A 25803-nucleotide genomic window follows, 5' to 3' on the forward strand; every position below is an offset into this window, starting at 1 on the left:
TCTATCTATTTACTGCTTTTTAATCGCTTGCCGATATGGACTAGTTCCGCGCGGCCAGATCACCTTCCAGCTGAATTTCGGCGTAAATATCGTCACCGAGGTCCGCATCCAAATCGCTGTACTCATCCGGGTCCAGCGGCTCGATGAGAATTCCGTCCAAACCACGGCTGATCAGGTAGTCGAGGAGGCGCGGATACCAGTGGCGATACAGGTCGGAACCGGTTGCTTTCTCACCCCGTACCGTATTCTCCAGCTGGTACTCCATACTCAGACGTGAGAAGCCCGGCTCACCCTCAGAGTAACCACCATTCTTGCCCTGGTAGGTCAACACCAGCGGGCTGCGGTAACGCGTAACCTGGGCATTGGTGAACAGCAGGTTGTCGGTGGTATCCAGCCAGAATTCACCATAGGGCGTCACCAGCTGGCCGGTAACATCCTTCGGCGTCAGATCGACATTCGAAAGCGACAGGCTCAGCCCACCGCTTTCCATTGCCAACTCCGACTGAACTTCGGCACTCTCCAGGCGCAGGTCACCGCTAGTTGCGATAGCGCCGTAGTCGGTAAACAGCCGGTCTATCGTCAGGCGCTGGGTATTGTCGACATTCACCCCCACCCAGTCGGCAGCCGCGCCATTGACACCGGTCAGGGTCATGAACGCCTCGGCATTGCCCTGTGCATCGACGTTGATATCGATTCGGGGGCCCTGCGCCACGAGAGGACCGCTGGAGGTCAGGTTGACCTGATCCACTTGCAATCCTTCGCCGGCGATAAACGTGCCCTGCGGCACTGTCATTTCGCGGACGAGCAGGAAACCGTCGATCCACAGATGCGGTGTGCCGAGTAGTTCACCAATTTCTACATCGCCGAAGGCGCGCACGCGCACTTCGCCAGTCTGGGCAGAGAGCAGTTCGGCATGGGCATCGTTGACCAGGACCAGGTTGATGTCGCCGTCGTCAGCCACCGCTGCAAACCAGGGCAGATCCATGACCAGCGGATCGCCGATGCCGGTGGCCGCCGCCAGATAACTACGCCCGCCGTTTTCGGCTTGCAGATGTAGCTCTGTATCGGTGCGGCCGGAAATGCTGCCTCCGGACTGCAGGTCAAACGCATAGTCGCCGCTCCAGCTGCTGCTCAACTCCGCCAGCAACATGCTTTCATCGCTGCGGATGACGATCGGCCCCAGCGCCTCGACCCGGCTCTCCGCACCCATGGTCCAGCGATTGGTCTCTAGCGTTACCGCACCACCAGACCGCACCAGCGCGTCCGCGGCGAGATCGAGATTGCCGGCAGCGTTGATAGCAAAATCTCCGCCGGTGTAAATATCGCGTTGCAGCGCAACCTCACCACCACTTTGCAGCGACAGATCCCCGCCGACGTTGAGCTGTCGCAATGCAGCGTCGCCATCGAGAACAATATCGCCTTCGCCCAGCACCTGAAATCGGGCGTCAGCGAGCATTTGCCAGCTGGCCGCGCGCGCCGTGAAATCTCCATGCACGACAAGGTGCTGACCTTCGGACTGCAGCAGTTCTGCCGCTGCGTTCAGCTGCAGGTTACCGACAATTTCGGCGCGCTCATCGAAGCGAATTCCGGCACCACTATTAAACGCTGCATCCCCTCCGACTTGCACCTGGGCGAGCACCATGGCGCCTTCGGTCTCGATCGCCGCTTCCGCCCCGGTCTCGAGCAGGCTGCCGGCGCCCATATTCCAGCTCGCCGCAGTCGCATCCAGGCTGCCGCCGACCACCAGACTCAGGCCTGCATCCAGTCCCACTGCGTCCGCCGCAACGACTTGCGCATTGCCGGCAATGTCACTGTCGCCACCGAAACCGATGGCTCCGCCACTCTGCAACGACAAATCCCCACCGATTTGCATCGTATCCATCAGCTGCCAATCGCCACCGGCTACCATCTCAGTATCGCCAGCGGAGTCCAGTGCAAACAGTTGCTGGCTGTCCCGCGTGCGAATGGTGGTCACGCCAGCAACACTCAACAGTGAACTATCCCCCATCACAAATCGGTAAGCGTCCAGCGTGAAGTCTCCGGCTGTGGACATTTCCTGATTCGCATAAAGATCGACATTACCGACTGCGGTGATGCCGATCGAGCCCCCTGCGCTTACACGTTCGCGCAACGCAACACCGGCACCGCTGTCGAGAACCAGCAGAGTGCCGCTATCCAGCCGGGCCAGATCCATGCTTGCAGCGGTGGTGATGTTCATGCTGCCGCCGGACTGCAGCAGCGCAGCATCCCCCATGCTCCAGCTGTTGGCGGAAGCCGTTAGTGCATTCCCGATGGAGAACTGCTCGCTGGCAAACTGGCTGACGTCGCCACGCAGAGTAAGGTCAGCACTCGCTGCGCTTACCTCACCGACCAGTGCCAGGTTGTCACCATCGACGACGGTCAGTGCGCTGCCGAAATCCGCTGTATCGTTGAAATAAATATCGCCACCGGCAGTCAGTAGCGCTGCGCCCGCGATATCCAGTAGTGCATATTGCTGATCGCCAGTGGTTGTCGCGTCGAAGTCACCCGCTACTTGCAAGCTGGCCCCGGAGTCCATGGCCAGACTTGCCGCGTCCACACTGAAGTTAGCGTTGGTGGTCAGTGCATTGTTGAACGTAAGGGCGCCACCCGAGTTGAGCGCAATCCCGGTCACGCCGTCCACTTTTTCCAACGTCATGTCACCGGTAGTGGCGAGCTGTATGGAACCCGAGAGGGACTGCAGCAGAGCATCGGCACCCATGGTCCAGCTGCCGGCGCTGCCAATCACGTCACCGTAACTTGCGAGAGACTGCCCCGCGGACTGGTTGACCGCTCCGCGGGCAGCCAGGTCGACACCACCAAGGGAGGTCGCGTTGCCAACGGTCAAATTCCCGACGAAAGAAACATCGCCGGCATCACTGATCAGCAACGCACCGGCAATTGTTCCGGCTTCATCGAACGCCATGTCACCGCCAGCATTCAGCGTGACATCATCACTGGCGGTCAGCTGCGCGAAGCGGATGGTGTCGGCGGATTGCATTTGCAGTTTGCCGCGCGTGCGCACCAGGCTACCGCTGCCAGCATTGAAGCTGCCCACGGTTGCGGTAGTGCCCGCAATACCACGCAACGCACCGTAAAGATCAAACAGGACGTCGTCGGCGACCATCACCGCGCCGTCGGCTTCCAGCAACATATCAGCCCCGGCCATCGCGGAGCCCACGGTTGTGGTGTTCTGGAAGGTGAGATCGGCACCAGCATCCAAGGTCAGATCCGCTGCGGTGGTCAGCAAGCCAAAGCTGCTGTCGCCGGACAGGGTAAACTCTGCCGAGCTACCACTTTGCAGTAGGCTGGTGGTATCGGCATTCCAGCCGGCAGCCAGAACCGTCACGACATCGGAACTGGTGAGTTGCTGGCCCGCAGCCTGGGAAACCACACCATCCACATCGATCGACAGATAATTGGCCGCAGCGGTACCGACAGCGACGTTGCCGTTGAACGCCAGATCGGCAGCACCGGAAATATCGAGGAAGCCACCGATATTCGCGCTGTCGTTAAAGGCAATATCGTCCCCGGCGATGAGCGTCATAGCGCCGCCGACAGTCAGCGCCGCAAATTCCTGGCCGGCCAGAGTGTCCACCCCGACATCGCCGTCCACCATCAGATGGCTGCCCGCGCCCATACTCCAGCTGTTGGCTTGGGCCGAGGCGCCGGCAATACCGCGCAGGCTTCCAGCAACATCCACCAGCACGGCATCAGATACAGCCACGTCACCGGCCGAATACAGCGCAAGGTCACTACCTACGGTGGCGTCAGAGAGGAATACTACATCGCCTGCGCTATCGATCTGCAGGGTGCCGGTAATATTCAGCGCACCGAATTCCGTACCGCTCGCACCAAGATCAAAGCCTGCGTCATTCGAGGAAACCAGCTGGCTATTGGCATCTGCCGCCAACCCTGCCGCGGTCACATTGATGGAGCTTGCGTCTACCACACTGCCATCGGCCAGAGTAAACAGGTTGCCGTTGCTCACCAGGAAGGCGCCGCTGCTGTAGGCGCTGCCTCCCAGTGCCACATTGCCACTGCTACCATTCAATGAAATGGAAGCAGTGCGCGCGGCAGTGCTACCGATATCGCCCCGCACTTCAAGCCCGTTGTCAGCATCGAGGGTTACCGCGCTGCCGAGCAGGTTGCCGGTAACCAGAATGGTATTGCCATCCAGATCGATATTGCCGGCATTGACGCTGTCCAGTGTCAGCGACGCCTGGGCATCCGCCATCACATTACTGGCCGTCAATTGCGCGGCGCTGATGCTGCCGCTGATTCCATCGATCAGATTCAACGCGCTCAGGTTGATATCACCGCGTGCAATCAGCGTCTGCAGGTCCAGGCTATCGACAGCCACCAGGGTGATGTCGGTTTCGGAACGCAGTTCAGTGCCCATTGCCATCGCCATACTCTGAGCATCGGCCAGCAGACGGGCGTTAGTACCAATGGATGCATTGGTGTAGGCGACATCCACGTCGCCGTTGAATTGCAGGTGGCCGGTGGTCAGCAGATCCAGATCGCCGGTGGTGGTGACGTTACCCAGCGTCATGCCCCCGGCCGTCGCGTCAAAGTCGCCGCTACCGATGGTGATCTCGTGGGTATCCAGTTCGATGTTGTCCGCTTCGAGTTTCGCTAGGCCATTGACTTCAACGAGGCCCGCAACCGAAGCGAGAATGTCGCCCGCGGCATACAGGTCAAGCGCATCTGCACGCACGTCGCCGGCCAGCACCAGATTACCGCTGACATCGACATGCATTACGCCCGTAGTAGCACCGCTGAATTTCGCTTCCGACGTGTCGGCAATATTCAGCCAGGCATTATCGGCATTAAAGCCCAACTGGCCGCCGCCAGTCATACGCAGGTTCAGGGCCTGCGTAGAGGAGCCCAGGTTGTTGCCGGTGTATAGGCCGAGAAGACTGCCAGAGATAACGCTTTCGCTATCGAGACCAACAATATCGTTACTGCTGACCATCCACACACGATTACCGGCACTGACCGCATCCACAACCAGATCGGCGCCGGTCTGGGTTAGGTAGAGGCTATCGGCGGCGCCCGCCTGCCGCAACACACCAGAAAGTTGCAGTTTGAGGTTGCTGCTACCCGCACCGATATCGCCCTGGGTATTGGCGATATACAGATCCCGCGCAGCAATATTTATGCCGGTAGAAGCTGTGCTGATCGCACCGTTCACCGCCAGGCGCACATCACTGGTACTGGAGGTGATATTGCCAATGGTAAGGCCGCTGGCAGACTCAATATAAATTTCGTCGGTGGCACTGACATTCAGCTCGCCGGTGGTATCGATCTTGATCGGGTCCACCTGCGACACGCTGAAGGTCACCAGATCGCCGTTTTCGGTGGTTTCGATATCGCCAGGGCCCGCTTCCAACAGCGCGATCTTCTGCGCGTCTGTAATCACCGGATTGCTGCGATCGATGGAGAACACCAGGTCCGCGAGATCTTGGCCAACACTGCCGCCGTTGACCGCGATATGCAGGTTTGGCGCCACGATATTGGCCTCGCGGCTCGACAGTGTGGCCTGGGCATCGGCATTCAGCGCTGCGGCGTTGATGCTGATATCCAACTGGCTCTGGCTCCACTGGGAACCCTCGGTGAGATTGGCGTACCAGCTGGAGGTATCGTCAATCTCGAGCGCATAACTGCTGTCGTAGCTGCCGCTAAACAGGTCGCCGTAGTTGTAGCCCTCCAGCGTGCCCTTCTGCTCCACGCCGATAGCATCGGCGGCGTCGGCATAGGTATCCGGTGCCGCGACCTGATCGTCAAACCAGTCCGTGAGGCCGAAGAATTCCGCTTTCGCAGCGGCGGTCGCTTCCGCATCGGTGGACACACCGTAACGATTTTTGAAGCTCTCCATAAACGCCGCGTTGATGGCAAAGCCGGCGTCGCTGTCGTCGTCCAGGCGCTGCTTGATCAACCAGTAAGTGTGGTAGTTCCCGGTGAACTGGTTCTGGTAACCGGTAACCGCCACTTCGCCCGCGCTGCCGTCCTGGATGCCAAGGCGATCCCACACGGTTTGCAGATAGGCCAGCTCCTCGTTGGTTTTCTCATTCTGGCCGATGCCGTTCAACAGGCCGCCATTACCGAGGCCAATGACCACATCTTCACTGGCAGAAATGGTGTTCACCGCCAGGTTGCCCTGGGCCTGATAAATCGCGATATCGTCTGCGGCTTCCAGGGTAACTTCGTTGACATCCACATTGATGTAATCGTAAGTCGCACTGTCGCCGATGGTGCCGACGCTGCCAATGCTGCCGGAGTAACTCACCAGGTTCAGGGTATCGCTCTGGATATGAATGCCGCTGCCGACACCGTTCAACCCTTTGTCCACAGTACCGACGATGTCGTACAGCGCACCGAAACGCTCCAGATTCACCGGACCGGATTTACCGGTGATATCGAAATACAGGGAGCCGCCGTTGGCGTCCAGCGATACGGTATCGGTGCTGATGTTGAGCGGGTCTTCCAGCGCACCCAGATCACCCTGCCCGGCATACAGGCGCAGGATATCGGCATCGAACGAGGCGCCGGTGCCGGTGGTCAGGCTGGCGCTGGTGTTGATATCGGTGGTGCCAAGCGGGTTGTAGATGTTGCCATTGATAATCACGCCGGCATTGGAATCGATATCGATACTGCCCGTGCCCACACCGGTAAACGAGATACCGATGGTGTTGTCCCCCTTCACGAAGGTGTGCGCGGACATGCTGAGCTCGTACGGGATATACGTGCCCGGGTCGGTGTTGGTCCAGTTGGAGCCGTAGTAATCCGAGTAACTGTAACCGATGCCCCACTGGTATTTTTTAATGCCGGTGGCAGACAGCTCCTGCTGGATAAAGCCTGTGGCGCTGCCATTGGTACAGGCACCCGGGTTGGCCGCGCAGCTGGTGTAGTAGCTGGCGCCCAGATTCCACTCCAGCGCGCCGCTGGCGCCCGTGCCCTGCCAGTCGCCCACGGTGTCGGGGTATTTCGCCAGATAGCCATCGGGGAAGTCGTTGTACGTGCGGCTGACAGACGCGTCTTCGCGCATGTAGTGCAGCTGACCGGCCAGCGGATTGTAGGTGGTGCTGGAAGTGGTGCCGGCGCCACCGCTGGCGCCCAGGTAGGTGCCATCTTCCCAACTGGCGGCGTAGGAAGTGGTTTCATACTCCTGAATCTGGCCGCCGGGGCTGTGTACATACCAGTGACTGTAGTAGTCGCGGGTACTACCGCCGTCGTTCATGTTTTTGGTGAAGTTGTGGTCGGTGATACGCACGATACCCACGGCATCGTCACCCGCATCCAGGCTGTTGATCACCAGGTCGGTATTCGAGTAGTTGTCGATATCGATCTGGCCTAGGCCATCGCGTACCAGGATTTTGCCATCTTCACTGGTGGAAGAAATCATGGCGTTGATCGACAGGTAGCCGCCACCTGATACCGGTACATCGTCTACCAGCAGCTGTTTGCTGGCCACGTCGTAGGTCAGCATGATGCCCTCGGCACCGCTGATCTTGCTGACCTGTGGATCGAAGTAGATATAACGCGCTTCAAACGGCGTCATAAAGCTGTTGATGTAATCGGGGTTGTTCACGCGTAGCAGACCGCCGGGGGTCAGTGAAACCTGGTCGCCGTCGGACAGGCCCGCAGCGGCGATGTATTGGGCGATGGCCGAGTCGAAGCCGCTGCCCACGGACACCGACCAGCTGTTTTCGGTGCCCACTTCTATGGTGCCGTTGATATCCACGCGCCTGGCGTTGATCACCACTTTCTCGCCAACAATCGTGGCGCCCGGCGCACCGAGATCGCTCTTCACGGATGAATAGCTGGCACTGCGGACCAGGTTGCCGGTCTTGTCGTATACCGGCTGGAATTTCCAGTGGCGTCCGCCGCGGCTGGAGCTGTCGGTCTTGAACTTCAAATCCACCGCATCACTACCGCCGTATTCCTGGGAGTCGCTAAAGCCCCAGTTGAAGAACACGTGTATCCAGTCGTAGTCGGCGTTGTCGTCCGAAGGGTTATTGAAATAGCTGATTTCGTCGTTGTAGGCAGTGCCACCGATATGACATTCGTTGGCGGTGGCACAGGCATAGAACCAGTTGTTGAACTCGTTGATGCCCACTGCGTCGATATCCGCTTCGTAGCGGTCGCTGATCCAGTAATGCACGAAGTCGTCGGCAGTGGAGGGCTTCCACTTGTCGGTGAAATTCACCAGCGAACTGGGAGTGCGGCCATAGGAAATATCCGCGCTGCCGGCGTTCACCACCAGCGAGCCGTTCTCCACGGTGATATTGATGGTATTGGCAGAAACCGCCGCCTGCTGCAGCAGGTCACCCTCTTCCAGGGTGATGTCCACTGTCGACAACAGGTTGGTGATGTTGCCATCGACAATCACATCGGAGTTCAGGTAATTCGTACCCGACGGGTTGTGCGTGATATGGATACCGGAGCTGACGCCGGTGGTCGTGCTGTTTTCCTCGGTAATGTAGCTGCTGTCGAGGCTGGCACCGCCAGTGACGTACACATTGCCGCCGGTCTGGTTGGCGATATACAGGTTGCCCACCAACAGGTGCTGGTCGTCGCGGTTATTGATATCGATATAGGCATCGCCGCGGGCGGTAATCACGGGGGTATTGCCAAAACTACCCTGCAGGTCGATGGAATCCGCCACCAGGCTCACGTTGCCCGCAGACGCCGCGATACCGGTCACCGAGATAACATTGTTTTCCTGTTCGGAGAGATCGCTCAGGATCACGTTCAGGTTGGCAATCTCGGTCTTCAGCGCGTTGATTTCATCCAGGTAGGGATTTTCGCTGCTGTCACCGGTGGTACTGGTGCCGCCGACGCTGCCGCTGCCGCCGGTGCCGCTGTCATCCGTGCCGTCGGTGGCAGTGCCGGTGGTGGTGGTGGTGTCGGCAGTCCAGTTCTCGTATTCGTCCACCAGCGCCTGCAGCTCATCGATGTAGGCCTGCAGGCTGGCGCGGGAGGAGTATTTGTCCGAAAGCTGCTCTGCCACGCCGTATCCGGCGAGCTGGGAAGTGATATTGCCGCTGTCGTCGATATCCACCCACTGATAGGCGTTCTGGCCTGCGATCACGCTGCCGGACCCCTCGAATACCAGGGTGGAATTGGCGCTGGTGTCGCTCGAGCCGAAAGTGGTCTCGGTGGAGAAGAGCTCCAGGTAGGGGTTGCGCTCCACGCCTTCGGCGTTGGCGTACAGTGAGCCTTCGTTGGCCTCGACATTCACATAGCCGTCACTGCCGATATCAATATCGTCACCCAGTATCACCTCGTTGGTGAGATTGATATCCGCGTTGGCGGAGTTGCCCGCGGGAATGGGAACCGCAGTCCAGTTGTACACATTGGTACGTGCGTCGGCCGACAGCTGGTTTTCCGCCAGATAGTTGGAGCCGCGCCCGGCGTAGATACCAATATCGCCGTAGCCGTTGATAACGACATCCTGGCCGATATCCACTTTGTTGGTGACGGTAACGTCCACATCGGAAACGCCGCCGGCCACGCCCGCGATCGCCCACACAGTGGTTTCGGCCTGTGCTGTGGCAGAGCCGGTGGTGTAGGTACCGATGCCAATCTCGCCAACCGGGTTGTAGATCAGCGCGTTGTTGCCGATGTTCACGGTGTTGCTGGTGGAGGCGTCAATATCGGACTCGGAGCCCGCGCCCTGCAGGGCGCCGCCCACTTTCAATACCGAGGCGTCGTACACATTGAAGCGCGAATGGGCGTCGATAAAGATGCCGTGATCGTACTCGCTGTCGAGCCAGGCCAGATCGCTGATGGCCAGCACCGCGTTCTGGCCAATGGAGACGGTGGCGTCGATCCCGGTGAGATCCTGGTTGGAAATCGCCGCCGAACCGTTGGCGGCACCACCGGCACCGGCGTTGATGCTGGTCTCAAAGCCGGATTCCGCCGGGCTCTGGATTTGCATCGCGGTGTTGTCGGCCTCGATATCAATTTGCAGCGCTTCGAAGCTGACGTTCTGGCCGAGGTTTACCGCGGCATCGTTGTCGATATCCGAGTTGGCCACAGCGCCGGAACCACCTACCACGGATACCGTGGTGGAGTCGGTGCCAGCAAAGAACTGGCTCTCGTGCGCGGCGGACAGGCGCACCTCGCCTCCCATCAGCGGAACCGAGGTGTAGCCGGAAGCCCAGTCGGCAATTTCAACGCTGGCGGCCTTGTTATCGCTGGAGTTGTTGTAACTGTTGGCGTTCGATACCGCTGCGGAGCCGGCGTAGTAACCGCCGCCACCAGCGGTGGTGAAGCTCTGGTTCTCGTCGTAGTTGTAGGCGTCGAGAATGAAATCGCCGGTGCGGGTTACCGCATTGGAAATCGGGTTGCTGCCGTACTCCACGCGCGCGGAGGTTTTTGATTCCGCGGTGGAGAAGTTGAAGCCGCCCGCATAAAGACCGACGAAATAGCCATCCGCGTCCGCGTACTGCACCGCGGTGTTGCGCGCGTAAACGCCAAAGTCATTGTCGGGAATACGTACACCGTCGCCCACCGTGGCTACCGCCTGAGAGCTGTTGCGCGCAAGCGCCTCACTACCGGCAACACCGGCAAGCAAGCCACCGGATGCGGCAAAGGCATTGGCATCCGCACTCACATAATCTTCATCGGAGCCATCGCCGGTCTCGGCACGAATAGTGACAGTACCTTCACCGGTGAAATAGGTACCGTCCGCCGCTTCAGCTTCTGCCTTGGTGTCAGCAATCGCATAGGAGAAGGAGCCGCCCATGGAGCCGCCCACCGCCACGGTCACACCGTAGGCGCGGGAGTAGACCTCCGGCACCGCCTGGGCATCAATGTTGACCGCGCCACTACCGGCAGAAATGGTGCCGTACACCGTGGCATTGACGTTGGATTCGTCACGGGCGTCGGTCACGACCCCCTGCACGCCGGCGAGCAGTCCGCCGGCCAGAGCGAACGAACTGGTTTTCACCAGACCGGCACTGTAGGCGTCGAGATCAATATTGTTGTAGCCGTCGACACTCTGGCCGGTTGCGCCGAGCCAGACATCCACGTCGCTGTTCTTTTCCGCAAAGCCAATTGACACACCGATCGCCGCGGCGCCAACGCTGACGCTGAGCGAGCCCTCGGTAGGATCACCCGGCTTGCCCGCATCCAGGTCGCCTACACGTAATTCCGTGGTGTCACGCGCAGATACCGACAGGTCTCCGGTATCGTCGCCCGCCGCTGAAGTCACGCCAGCCACGGTGCGCAATTCACTGCGCATGTCGTTGTAACTGATTGCAACGCCGGTACCGCCGCCGCTGATGACGAAGGATTTCATTTCACCCGCGGCATCTTCATCGGAAACGTCCATCACCTGCGCGTCCACGGTGACGTTACTCGCGGTGAGGTCGGCGTCCACGGTGGCAATGGTCATGTCGTAAAGGCGGGTGACGCCTACGGCACCGCCAATGGCGATACTGCCAAGGGAGGCCGCGCCCAGACCCTGGTAGGTGTGCAGCAGGGTCTGCGCGTCCACATCCAGGGTGTCGGCATCGATGTCGCCGCCGGAGATACGCGCGGCCACCACGCTCTCGCCGCTCAGCTTCAGAGAGTTGCCGGATTCGGTGCTGGTGGCGGTACTGGGTGCAGAACTGCTCTCGATGATGGAGCCGCTCTCTTCCTCGATCGCGGCGATATCTTCGGCGGAAAGGTGCGGGTTGTAGGCCGCTGTGTCTTCCGCCATCACGCTGTTGGCGGACTGGCGCGAGGGATCAAATTCGTCCTCGGCATTGGTGCCGTCTTCGGTGGTGGTGTCGCCCTGGCCGAACAGTGCAACACCAATACTCAACGCTGCGCCCACATTGGTGGACGCGCCACCGGCGATGGAGATCATCCACGCCTCGCGCTGGGCGGTGGCGTCCATATCCAGCAGCACGGTGTCGATGTCCGAACCGACCACTTCCGAATAGACCTGGCTGCGGCCGAGAACCACGTTGGCCACCGCGCCGACCCCGACGCTGTTGCCGACGCCGATACCCAGGGTCTCCTGGTCGACATCGAGAATTTCCTGCGCATTAACGGTCACGCTGGTGGCATCACTGCTGCCGTCCTGCCCGACAATCTGGGTGGTGAAGTAGTCGTCCGTGCTGTCGGACGCTGTGCCATTGTCATGCAGCAGCCCGTGCACCGCCGCGCGGGTCTCGCCTTTGACTTCGGTCACGTTGATCATCGCCGCCACACCGACACCGGTACTGACACCGGCGCCGAGGGAGTAGCTGTTGACGCTCTCCAGGCGGTCTGCGTCCAGGGTCACGTTGTCGGCCTTGATCAGGGTGCTGTCGGCATCGGAGTTATCGTCCAGGTCGTTGCCGATCAGTGCGGTGCTGTCGCCGCCGAGAATATTGACCGCCAGGCCAATACCCACCCCCACATTGGTACCGATACCCGCAGAGCCGGCTGCGGAGTTCACATCCTGACGGCGCTCCGCGTTTACCACCACGTCGCCTGCGGTAACGGTACTGTCGTGCAGCCACGCCTTGGTACCGCCTTTCATCAGGTTGATGGTGACCGACGCGGTACCACCGATACCGCCCTCAGCGCCGACGCCCGCGGCGACACCGGCGGACACCGCCTGCGCCAGCTGGGTGGAGTTGGCTTCCAGGGTCAGGTCATCCGCACTGATGGTGGAATTGTCAATCTCCGCGCTGGCGGACTTGCCCATGAGGTTGGTGGAGAAGCCGCCCACGCCGGAACCACCGAGCGACACGGCAATACCGGCGGAAACGCCTAGGCCATAGTCATGGCTGGAGCCACGCACCGTGACATCGGCACCGTCCTGGTTGGAAACACCGCTGTTGATGGTGGAATTCTTGATGTAGGCATCGGTGCTCGACTCGAACACATTGGTGGCCACGTTGGCGGTGATCGCCACGTTCTTGCCACCGGAACCGCCCACGGTAATGGCCTGCTGTTTCACAAAGCTGGTGGCATTGACGCCAATGCCGGTGATGGCCTCAGTCCCTTCTTTCAGGTTCTGCGAACCAAACGCGGTAGTGAGGTCGTCCATGGAAACGTCGCCGTTACCCACCGCGCTGGAGTTGCCATCGCTGTCCTCATCCGTGGCGGAAAGGTCCGGCAATGCCGTCATGCCAGAGAGCTCACCGTCGAGAATATTGAAGGTACCCGCTAGGCCCAGGGCCTTGACGTTCGCATCTTCGATATAAGCCTGGGTCTTGCCGTATTCCGCCGCGGTGGAAATAGCGATAGCACCGGCGCCACCGTTCAGGCCCACGCCCACGGCGCCACTGCCCACTAGGTTTTCAGTGTTGGCCAGGGCTTCCACTCCCACGTTACCGTAGGCATTGATTTTGGCCTTGTGGGCAATGCGCGCGGTGACGTTGCCATCGACCACACCGGTGCCAATGGATGGCGCAACAGAAACCTGCTTGGAGGCCGCTACACCGGCATCAATGGTGAGCAGCCAGTTGTCGCGCAGCGCTTCCACATAAACGTGTTTGGCATTCAGCGTGGTGCTACCAACGGAACTATCGTCGCCGAGAATTTCACTGGTTACATCACTATCGACACGGTTTACCGCCGCGGCGATACCGCCGGCGGAACCGCTGGCAGAGCCCGCGCCCATCCAGGCAGTGGAGACACTGTCGGTATAGTCCGCGGACTGCACGCGAATAGTGCCGCCGGTGCTGCTCGCGGATCCCAGTGAGTTGCTACCCACATTCTTGATCGCAGCCTGCACCGTCTGGTCCATATCGGTAACGCTGAGAGCACCGGCAAAGGCCAGGCCGGAGCTGCCTGTGGATGCGCCGATACCGATGGCATTGCCCACCGACAGGTTTGCGTCGCCGTCGGAGCCGCTGGCGGCCTTGACGGTAACATCGCCGGAAGCTTCCAGGTCCACATTACCGATGCGCGCGAGGGTTTCGTGGCCGCTGTCACCGATCAGGTTCAGCGCGACCGCGAGACCGGCGGCAAAACCGGTACCGGAAGAAATTGCCACGGAGCCGGCCACGTTGACCAGGTCCATATCGTTCTGCGCAATCACCGATACATCGTCGGCGTACACGGTGCCGTTTTTGTAGCCGTCCCAGTCACCCAGTTCCGCGCGCACATTATTGTTCAGGCTGTTGACCGCCACCGAACCAACACCCGAGTACTTGCCGGTGGCAACGCCGAGACCAGCGGCCACGGTATACAGCAGCGCCTCATCGCGGGCAGACACGTCGATGCTGCTGGCGGCGGTACTGCTGGTGTTGATGTTGGCGTTTTTGATGATCGCGGTTTTTTCGGTCTGCACATCCGCGTGGGCATAGGAAAGACCGAGATTGGAACCGCCCGCCTGCAGTACACCGGCCACCGCAATAATGCGCTCACCTTCACTGCCGTAGCTGTAAGCAGAACCGGTGCCATCGTCACTGGTGTGAATCTCGGTGTTATCGAACGCCGCCGCGCCGGTGAAATCGAAATCGTCGTTAACCGAGCTGGAACCGAGTGAGTCGAGGATGGTATCGAGACTGCCGACTTTGGTGCCCGCCACATTCACCGCAACGGTGTCGGCACCGGTAATGGTGACGTCCTCAAGCCGCGCCTTGGTGTCGCCCTTGATCGAACCAATGGCAAAACTGCCCATAAAGCCGAAAGAGTTTTCGGCGTTGTTGTTGTAGCCGACACCAGCGGCACCGATGCCAATGCGCTGCAGGCCCCGGGCGCTGATCGCAATATTGTCGAAGTTGTAAATATTGCTGTTGGTAAAGAAAGCATCGTCCGCGTGGGTAACCACCGCTTCCACCGCCTTGCCGCTGTAGACGTCTTCGTCGTACGCGGAAGATAGTACGTTGTTGCCGTCAGGATTGGAGTCGCCGATCAGGTTGCCCGGATCGTCGATATCCGCAAAGGTAATCGCGAGACCGAAACCGGTTTTGCCGCCGCCGTACAGAGTGCCGCCGCCGACACCGATATCGGTATTGTTGTAAGCGCTTACTTCGAAATCGTTGTCGCCGTCGCCACTGCCGCTGACGGTGCTGCCCTCCATGCGCGCAGAGGTGCCGTCGCGCACCTGGGCGCCAGACACCGACAAACCGGCGGAGGTGGATTTGCCACCGGCACTGGGGCTGTCGATGGCCAGCGCCAGGCCGACGGAGGTGAGCTCGCCGCCGTGCAGTGCCTGGATCGACAGGTCATCGAGATTGCGAACATCCGACTCGATCAACCATGCGAGGGTGTCGTTAAACGTGATTTGATAGGCGATGGCACCGGCCATGGCACTGGAGGTCGGCGTGGAAGCCGATTTCGACAGGTTCAGTGCCGCAGAGCCGGACGCCGACACGGAAACAATCTTCTCCAGCGCCTGAATCTCCAGGTTCACTTCTTCACTGGTGTGGCCCTTGATGGTCGCGCCTTCGATGATGGATTTCGCATCCAGATTATTCACGTTCACGCTGACGCTACCAGCGCCGGCAAAACTGGTCTGGCTGGAATCCACGGAGGCCGTGCCATTATCGCTGGAACTGGAGCTGTCATTGCTGCCGCTCTGGGAGGCGGAGTCCACCGAACTGCTGCTGGAACCGGAGTTGGCTTCACTCTGGGAGCTGGCCGTGTTGCTTTCCAGATCCCCGGACCAGCCACCGAATTTGGAGCCGTACCAGTTTTCAAATTTCTGCCCGATACCGGGTTCGCCCGTGTCCTCGGTAAGCAGTGCGCCGGCCACGGCCACGCTTCCGGTAGAGCCGCTGGACTTGCCACGCACTTCCACGTTGCGCGCAATGATCGCGGGCGAGCTTGGCTGGGAAGGATTGGTGGGCGCAGACGGGTCCGGCTGCGAACCATTTTTAAAGCTGACTTTTTCTTCTTCTTTCGAGTTGTCGCCGATAAACGCCTTGGTGTCGCCCTGGGTGATATTCGCGGCGATTGCCACACCCACGGCACTCTCGCCAGAGGTCCAGTTCACTGCACCTGCCGCGGCCCAGTTACCCATCTGGTGGTCGGCGGTAATGATCAGATCGTCTGCGCTCACATAGGCGCTGTTGGACAGTGATGCGTGGGTCAGCGCCTCGCTGTTCAGAATCGCGATTACGCCATTGAAGCCGGTACCGGTACCCATGCCGGAAGACGGCGTCACCACGAAATGGCGCTCGTCGGTTTCCGAAGTGACCTTCACATCGCCGGCAGCAGTGATATTGGCATCGCCGATACCCGCTACCGCCTGGGTGGCCTGCTGCACGAAAGTAATGCTGCCACCGATGGACTTGCCGTCGTCATTGGTGCCATTGCCGTTGGGCAGAATACCCAGGGTGCCGATATTGCCGGCCACATGGGCGCTTTCAATCAGGTTGTAGGCACGCACCGCCACCGAACTGTCAAAGTCGTATTTGTAGGTGACGTCCTTGAACGGTTCGAAATCGCTGAAAATACCCGGGCTGGTAAGACTGGAATCCAGGTCGTAGGAGACGCTCCAGTCGCTGGTGCCGGTAGTAGTGATCTTGGTGCCGTCACCGATCCACGCCTTGGTATTGATATCGTTCCACTGCACATTCACCGAACCGCCGTAGGCTTCTTTATCGGCGGCGGCGCCGGCATTAGCGAAGGTGGTGAGAATGTTATTTTGCAGACCGCCGACACCATTGAATTTGCTGATGACGTCAGACAGGGTATCCCAGCGATCATACGTAGAAACGATCGGCATTTTTTGTTCGGCAACCACCCCCAGGTTCTGCGCCTTGATCGTGGTGTAGTCCCCCACTTCTGCAACGGCATCGCCTTGGTGGATGGCGAAGTTGAATGCAAGCGCCGCGCTCTTGTCGGCCGCGTTGGTCTGCTGCGCGCCGGCAGTGCCGTCTTTGGGCGAGGTCACCGCAGTTTCCGCGGAGGTACGGTAACCGCCTTGGTCACCGCCTACGGCTCCCCGGCCATCGCCACCGAGCACCGCATCGTTATCGGTACCGAGATCGGTAGCTGCCGCCACTAGTACATTGCCGCTGGCATCGATCGTCGGGGCATCGATCTGGCCGCTGGCATTGGTACCGAGGTAGGCATAGGCCTCTTTGTCCGACAGGTTGAGAGAGAAGGACAAACCGCCCTTCCAGTCCACCTTGCCAGAGGAATCGCTGGACGCACTGGAATCCACACCACCGGGCAAATACTTGGTCAGCAGGTTAGACACACCGCCCTGCACCGCGCCCATACCGGAAACCAGTTTGGAACCGATGGTGCGCGCGAGAATACTGCCGCCTACCGCGACACCGGAGTGCACCCGCTGCTCTACGGTACGGTCGAGAGCCACCACGGTGACATCTCCCACCTGGTCGGCACTGGTGCCCAGGTCCGCGCCCATTTCCGCGGTCGCGCTGGAATTGAAATTACCCACAGCCACGGCGATACCGTAGCGGGTGTTGGACAGACCATAAACGGAAGCCGAGGTATAAAAGCGGTTCAGGTTTTCCGCCCCGACGACAAGATTGCCAGCATCCAATGTAGCGCCGGTTTCAATCACCGCCTTGGCGTCGACATCCGCCTCACCCACCGCGACTGCGGCGACCACCTTGTTGGATTTGTCCGCTTCCAGCACGAAAGCACTGGAGGAAACGTAAGTTTCATTGTGTGCAGTTACCGCCAGGTCACCGCCGGCGGTAATGGTCGCACCGGATTTGACGGTGGTGGTACTGGTGGCATCGCCACTGACGTAGATGCCGGCGAGTGCTGCGGTGAGCACGTCGGCCCCCATCACCAGCGCCATGGCTTCGGCTACTGAGTGGGAATCCGCAGACAGGGTGACGTTACCGGCCGCGGTGATGTTGGCACCGCTGTTAACCGTTACGGTGGCGTCGGAGTCCGCCTCCATATAGTTGAAATCCACTCCGCCTAACGCGGCCACGGTTTTCAGACCGAGGGTGGTGCCGATTTCTTCATAGATGGAACTGGTAGAGGAACTGAAAGCCTTGGCGGTGACGTTGTTCGCCTCGATGGTGCCGGACAGATCGATGCTGGTTTCAGCCTTAGCGGTACCGTAGGCTACCGCGTCAGTATCGCTTGCGGTCAGATTCACGTCACCATCGGTGGTGCTGGTGTCGCCGTCCACCGTATCTAGCACACCGGTGCTCGCCAGAGTAATTTCTTTGCCTTTCAGGTCGATATCACCGACCGTGCTGCCGCTGCCAGCGGTACTGGTCAGACTGCCGGCGACGGTAATGCTGTCCGCCTCAACAGAAATGCCCGCGGCAGTAACAGAGGCACCGGATTCGATGGTGATACTGTCAGCAACAAACTTGAGCAGGCCGCCGTAGAGAATGTCTTCAGCCCAGCTCAGCGATGAGTCGCTGTTCAGGGTCAGGGCGCTGGCATTGAGACCCGTCAGGTCGAGGCTGTCATCAATATTCGCGGCGAGCAAAATGAATTCGGACGCGTTGAAGGTACCGCTGTTGTAAAAGGTATCAACATCGAAGGAAATGTTGTCCGCGTCCAGGGTGGTACCGGAAGTTACCGTCAGGCTGCTGCCGTTGAAGCTGATGTCGCTACCGGAAAAGTCGAAATCCTTGCTGTCGACCCAGACAATATCGTCGCCAGCCGCGCCAATAACAGCCGCTGCAGTGCTGTCGTCGGACAGTACTATGTCGTTGTCGGTACTGATCGCCAGCAGGCTGTAGTTAAGATTGCCGACATCCTCGTAGTCCGCATCCTTCACCAGATTGATGGTGCCAAAAGTGGTCGCATCGCTGTCGCCTGCGTCGGCGCTTACGGCGCCATCTATATTGGTGTCACTGGACTCGATGGTGACATTGGCGGCGGTTACCGAGGCATTATTGGTAACGGTAATGCCCGCAGCACTCAGGCTCAGGTCGCCATCAAAATCCACGTCCGCCGCGAGTTTGAAATCGTCAACGCCGGCATTCTGGTATTCGGTATCCGCAGTATTTTTCGCAAACACCATATTGTTGGAGGTAGTGAGCCAAAGACCGTCGGCAGAAATCTTGGCGAAGTCAAATGCCAGGGTCGCGCCAGATAGTCCGACCTGACCGAGTGTGGAACCATCACCGGCGGCATTGAGCCAACCATCCACCTGCACACCGTTGGTGGCCGTCAGAGTTATATCCACCGCAGTGACATCGATACCCGCAGTGATGTCGTCGGCGTTGACCTCCAAGCTGAACCCCAGGTCGATCGCACCACCGGCGTCCTCCCATACGATATCGCCGGCGTTGACCGTCAGGCTGGCGGCATCGTCGGTGACGTAGAAATCGCTGGCGGTATCGACACGTACGATTTCCGCGGTGATATTGCCGAGATCATCGTAGTCTGCGTCGCCATCTAGCAGCACCTTGCCGGTGCTGCCATCGGCAGTGGCATCGGCGGTGAGGCTGCCATCGATAGCGATATCGCTCGCGTGCAGGCTGACATCAGAACCGGAAACCACATTGCCTGAGGTTATGGCAATGCTGCCGCCACTCACATCCAACTGGTCGTAGGCATCGATATTGCCGACGATCACCAGGTCAGAACTGGAGGCCACCAGAACCGCGGCATCATCGCTGGAGCCGGCCAGTACCACTGCGTCGGCACCGCCCTGAATTTTGGCTGAGGCGCTGTCGATATCGATCAGGCCCGCAGTGGCAGTCGAGCCATCTTCAGAGCCTATAGCGGTGATATCGCCGCTGATGACTACTTCGGTATCCGCAGTGATATTCACATTACTGGCCAGTACATCGCCAGCGAGGTTTACGGTGTCGCCGATAAACGTGGCAATGGGGGCGTTCTCACCGGCTGTCACGGCGTCACGGGTATCCACGGTTGCTGTGGCGGAAACATTGATGCTGTCGGCGCTGATGGTAATGCCACCGTCCGCTAGCAGATCGCCGTCGATCGCAACTTGGTCGCCGCTGACACCGTTGCCGGCGGCACTGATATAGATTGAGCCGTGCTCTTCCTGCAACTCAGTAGGCGCGGTGTAGTCCCCAACGTTCACCATAGCGGCATCAACGTAGATCGCCTGTACCGCATTACCGGCGGTCAGCACTGCACCGTCGTTCACTACCACTTGATTTGCATGGATATCGACACCGCTGGCGCTATTGATTTTGCCGGATATCGTGACGAGGCCAGAGGAAGAAATCGCGTATTCGTTGTTGTCGAGCGCGCTGATGCCGTCCGCAGAAAAGTCCGGCGAGCCCATATCCAGCCAGCTGTCGATCTCACTTTGGCTCGGTGTTTTGACCGACAAGTGACCGACGTTGATGATCCCGGATGGCCCAACCAGAAAACCGTAAGAACTGGCAAAAACCACATTGCCACCGAGCGTACCATCCTGGTAGCTATTCAGTATGCCGTGTACTTCCGGTGTGCTGCCCCGTACGATATTCACCAACTGGTCGATATCACCGTCCAGCTGCAGGTTGACGGTATGGCCGTCACCCACCACAAAGTCATTGAAGACGTTGACCCCCACATCCCCTTTTTTGTAGTTACTCACTACATTCTGGGTATTGCCACCGACATCGGTCACAGTGGTGAAGCCGCTCACCGCATCAATGTTGTGCGCCGTCGCCGCAAATACATTTACCGCACCGGTGGACAGGAGAGCACCGAGTGTCAGCTGTCTACCGGTAGATTTGCCGCTGGTAATCGTTGCATTGCGGATTGCACGGGCAAGCATCTGGTGGCGGAAGGGTTTCATTCTTTCAATCCTTGGAAAAACGTACTTCTTGGTCTTTGAGTTACGCGACCGGACCGGGTGCGGCAGACAGCCGGAAACGACAAAGCAGCCACACTGGAAGTGCGACTGCCGGTCCGGGGCCAAATGGTGTATGGCCAATTTTTAGTTTTTTTCCGCAACGTGATTGCGGCTGGTCAATACCTGATTAGTTAACGGTGGAGGTCTCCGCCTCTTCCTCCGCGTTCTGCAAGGCCTGACGCTTGGACAACTGCTTTAATGCACCCAATGAGTGCAGGTGTGCATAGATCCAGGCCAGCTGGCCGCTCTTGAACCATTCCATGACCTGCGCCTGGTCAACGTTCAGCAGCCTGGCCTCATCGATGGTGTACAGGCCTTCCAAGCGCACCGGCTTGTTGTCGCCGGCCAGTACCTGGATATTGAACGGCTTGAACAGCTCCGCCTTCTGCACCTGCTCGCAGAACTCGCGAGTGCGCTTAAAGGCACCGTCAAACTGGTGCAGAAACTGAATGATGTTGTTCAGGGTTTTGGTGTTTTCACCTTCATCACTGAACAGGGGCTCACCTGTATCCTCGGAGAACTGTTCTGAATGTTCGTCGAAGCAAACCGTCTGGTTGTCGGTCATCGCGAAGGGATAGCGACGAATAAAGGCGGGAACATAGTTACCCGACCAGTTGCCTTCGTCATCGACCAGCGTGTGGCTGTTATTGCGCAGGGATAGTAAAACCAGAGGGGAATACTGGTCAGACTCACTACGGCTGAACAGGATTGGCAGATCCCTGCTGGCCTCGAAGAACTCGATTCCGGTAACCGGCACCGAGTTCACTTCACGGGAAAACCGGAATCTGGCACTGGAGGAAAACTTCAGGTTGCGGTGTCGTTCCCGGTTCAGGGCCACGGGCTGGCGATAAAACAGCAGCTCGCTCATGAAAAATCGCTCCATTGGTCGTTCTTGTTCATTTTCTTTTCCTGCTCCACAAGCCACTTGTGGAGCCCTTTTGTTTTTTATCTGTCAATTTGCGCGGTTATGGATGCACGAGCAAATGTGGAGCCAGACTTTATTGCCATGACACAGCTACAGGCCCACACGCGGATCTCTCGCTCAGCTGTAAAGGAGAGTGTTTTTTGTACAGATGTCCGTGCCATTTGACGCCGGGCGCCAATTTAACACCATTTTTTGTGACACACTTATCAAAATTGACTCTACACGAGTGTTTTATTGTCAGTTCAAGCAGGGAAGTCGTATTTTCCCAAACAGAATCGCCGCTCTACGGCTTGCTTTCCTTACAGCAATCATCGACTGTCACATTAGTCGCACCAGACTGCGCTGCTGCTTTCGCCGACCCAACCCCAATTTGATTTGCGTCGCCGGCCGCGCTGAGCAGTACCAGAACAAACACTGCCAGCCCCGCCAGCACAGATATCACCCGCTGTCCCATGTTGTTACTCCATAGCCAAATCCCATCCCTGGGTACGCAAAATGCGGATCCTGTAAATAAATACGGATTCGTCATCACAAATCCCTCACGGCCGATCATTTTTTTATGGATTCGCTGCAGATGACCGTCCAAGTCTGGTATTAATAGCAAGATAAATTGAAGCCCTTCGCCGACTTAGAAAAGCAATGACCGATAGCCAACCGCTACCCGGGCTGACCGAGCAGCTCTACCGGGAACTTCGCCAGTGTGCGCGCCGCATTCTGGCCAGCCAGAGCAATGAAATAACGTTGCAGACCACCGATATCGTCCACGAGGCCTGTATTCGCCTGATCGAGTCACCGACCCAATATGAATGCAGTGCCCATGTCTACCGCTGCGCAGCGAAGGCCATGCGCCACCTGCTGATCGATCACGCACGTGCAAAATCCGCACAGAAGCGCAACGGCCAGCAACTTCGCACTATCTGGATGGATGACTTGCTCGGTGACATGGACATCAATCTCGGCTTGCTGACGATCGATAAAACCCTGACTGAAATGGCCTCTATCAGTGAACGCCTCGAGACTATTGCCGAGCTGCACTACTTGGCTGGTTTCACACAAGCAAAAATTGCAGAAATTCTATCGATCAGTGTTGCCACCGTAGAGCGCGACCTTAAATTTGCGCGGACCTTCCTTACTGATCGATTACAGCATCACCATGTCTAACAACAGCACTCCAGACCTGAAAACCATTAAACAACTGTTCGACACCTGCATAGACCTGCCGGCCGATCACCGGGAGCGACTACTTAGAGAAAGCGCCGCTGAAGTGCCAATCCTGGAGGAGGTGCGGCGATTACTGGCCATAGCCGATCGTGAGGCTGACAGTCAGCGGCACGTCGATATCATCGACCGGCAATTACGGGATCTCAGCCAGAACCTCCAACGCGGTCAGCAGCTGGGCCCCTATGAGATTGAGCAGGAAATTGGTCGCGGCGGTATGGGTATTGTGTTTCTCGCTCGCCGGATAGATGGTAATTACGAGCAGAAAGTTGCGTTAAAGATCGCCCCCAGCTTCGCCAGCAGGGAGGAGCTACGACACTTTCATCAGGAGCGGCAGATCCTCGCCCGGCTCCAGCACCCGAATATCGCCATGCTGTTGGACGGTGGCGCGACCGATGATCAGCGCCCGTACCTGGTAATGGAGTATGTGGACGGCAGGCCCATCAGTGACTACTGCCACGACCAACAGCTGGACCTGGACGCACGCCTGCGACTGTTCCTGTCAGTCTGCGATGCCGTGTCATACGCCCATAGCCACCTAATCATCCACCGGGATATCAAACCCGAAAATGTTCTGGTAACGGCGAGCGGACAGGTAAAACTGCTCGATTTTGGTGTGAGTAAGGTACTGCAAAGTGACCACCAGAACGCCCAGGTGACTCAGCTTAAGGGACTCACTCTCGCCTACGCCAGCCCGGAACAAGTGCGTGGCGAACCAACTACCACGGCCACTGATGTTTACGGACTAGGCACCCTGCTCTACCGACTTTTTACCGGCCTGTCTCCGCACCCCTGTGGTGACAGCAGTGCAGAGAAGATTATTGAAGCCATCTGCCTTACTTCACCGGCACCGCCAAGCCGCGTTACCAAGGATGGCACTGTAGCGTTCGGCAGTAAGCTGAAAGGTGACCCGGATAACATTGCCGGAAAGGCCCTACGCAAGGAGCCTCACAACCGCTATAGCAGTGTTGGCGAGCTTCAGGCAGATATTGCGCGCTACCTGCGCCGAGAGCCCGTTCAAGCCACGCCGCCCAGTTTCATCTACCGCAGTGGAAAATTGGTGTCTCGCTACCCAGCAGCGTCCGTACTGTCACTGTCGGTATTTCTCGCCATCAGTGGCGGTTTTGCCGCAGCCATGTATCTGGCGAGCAAACTGCGTGACGAACGCGACAACTTGATAGTGGCCCAAAAAGAAATAAAAAGGCAGGCGCAAACCGCCGGCAGGACCGCCCAGCTGCTGACCGACATGTTTCTTGCGGCGTCGCCAAGAAATGCTCATGGACGTACAGTGGACGTGGATCAGCTGCTGGACATCTCAGTCAAGAATACTCGCGACTCACTGCAGGATGAGCCCGCAGTAAAAGCGCAACTCCTTAAGACATTGGCAAAGGTGAAATACAGAACAGGAAAATATAAAGATGCGGTAGCGCTGCAACTGGAGTCTTTGAACATCGCAGATTCATTTGCAGGACCGGATAGAGAGGAAAGAGCGGCGGACTTATCCAAACTCGGCGATTATTACCGTGAGGCAAACGACCTGGAGTCTGCATTTCACGCATTGAAACAGGCAGAGGAGTTGCTTCAGCAGAAGCCGGATCCCATGCTGAATGCCATCAATCAGTCACGCCTTGGCGTGGTAATGGAACAGTGGGGCAAGCCCCGGCAAGCGATCGAAGCCCTCAATCGTGCCGAGCGTTACTGGAGAAAACAAGCAGACAAGGGCGGAGATACTGGTACCAGTACCCGCTACAACCTGGCGATCTCCTATTACGGCATCGCCGACTTTCCGACTGCGGCCAAACTCCACAAACAGGTTCTTGACGAAAGAATCGCGCGCTATGGCAAAGACCATCCCCAGACGCTCAATAGTTACCACAATCTTGCTCAGTGCTACATGAGGCTCAACCGCCTGGCCGAAGCCCGCAAGTACCTGCAGCTCGCTTACGAAACAGGCAAAAAAATATTTTCTCCCGACCACATAACCTTGCGGACGACGGCCCGACAATACGCCAGGCTACTGCGGAAAATGGGCTACTACCGGCGAGGCATCGACATTCTTTCGGAAAGTTTGAACGTGGACGCGCAAAACCGCGAAACCACTGCGCTACTGCTGGCAACCCGCGGCAACCTTTATTTCGAAATGGGAATGCTTGCTGAGGCCCGCGACGACCTCGACCAGTCCTATAAGATCTTTAACGAGATACTGCCGGATTCATCCTCCATAAGCTTCTTGTCACGATCAATACTCGGTGAAGTAATGACCGCAACAGGAGACAGGGAGGCGGGATTCGCGCTACTGGCGAAAATTCGCCAATTAAATGCCGAGCAATACGGCGAAGATGACTATGGAATTGCCGGTAACGACTTTCGACTGGCCCGAATTGCACTTAGGGAAGGTCGACTCGATGAGGTACAAAGCCACATCGATCATGCGCGCACCATCAATGAGAAATTCTTTGCCCGCAACCACCCTATACAGCTGGAACTCGACATTCTCGAGGCCCAATTAGCGGTGAAACAGGCGAACTTTTCACAGGGCCGATCGCTGTACGAAAAGTTACTCGCCAGAATGATGGAGACATTCCCTGAAGATGCCCCGATTCTCTCCGTTACGCGCTCTGCGCTCGGAGAAACACTGCTACACACAGGAGAAGCTGATAAGGGACGCCAGTTGATCGCAGAAAATCTGCGACAAATTGAGGCGAATACACCTCCACAGGCGATTCAGCATCAGGCTGGCAAAATACGCGCAAACAAGCTGCTATAAACAGTTACCCAACTCTGAATAAAAAAAAGCCGCAGCGTTTCCGCTGCGGCTTTTTTAGATCAGTTGAGTAGCGATTACTCGATGATCTTGGCAACTACGCCAGCACCAACGGTACGGCCACCTTCGCGGATCGCGAAGCGCAGGCCATCTTCCATGGCGATCGGG

General features: G+C 58.3%; 5 protein-coding genes. 2 read left to right on the forward strand and 3 right to left on the reverse strand.

Annotated elements, in window-relative coordinates:
- Positions 1–40: 40 nt before the first annotated feature.
- Together IG168_RS20135 and IG168_RS20140 are read right to left on the reverse strand one after the other, a co-directional pair.
- Positions 41–20671, reverse strand: coding sequence for a leukotoxin LktA family filamentous adhesin (locus IG168_RS20135; protein ID WP_193166404.1), 20631 nt, complete (start codon positions 20669–20671; stop codon positions 41–43).
- 184 nt (positions 20672–20855) lie between these two features.
- On the reverse strand, positions 20856–21611 hold the full coding sequence (locus tag IG168_RS20140; RefSeq protein ID WP_226877178.1) for a SapC family protein: 756 nt from the start codon (positions 21609–21611) through the stop codon (positions 20856–20858).
- 681 nt (positions 21612–22292) lie between these two features.
- Here IG168_RS20140 and IG168_RS20145 point away from each other — a divergent pair.
- Positions 22293–22814, forward strand: coding sequence for an ECF-type sigma factor (locus IG168_RS20145; RefSeq protein WP_193166405.1), 522 nt, complete (start codon positions 22293–22295; stop codon positions 22812–22814).
- Positions 22807–25638, forward strand: a complete 2832-nt coding sequence (locus IG168_RS20150; RefSeq protein WP_193166406.1) for a serine/threonine-protein kinase — start codon at positions 22807–22809, stop codon at positions 25636–25638. The genes IG168_RS20145 and IG168_RS20150 overlap by 8 nt, the downstream gene beginning before the upstream one ends.
- A gap of 74 nt (positions 25639–25712) precedes the next feature.
- Here IG168_RS20150 and IG168_RS20155 read toward each other — a convergent pair.
- On the reverse strand, positions 25713–25803 hold a 91-nt coding region (locus IG168_RS20155; RefSeq protein WP_023007569.1), incomplete at its 5' end, for an EF-Tu C-terminal domain-related protein.

Origin of the sequence: Microbulbifer hainanensis (assembly GCF_014904735.1) — a bacterium.
GTDB classification, from domain to species: Bacteria; Pseudomonadota; Gammaproteobacteria; order Pseudomonadales; family Cellvibrionaceae; genus Microbulbifer; species Microbulbifer hainanensis.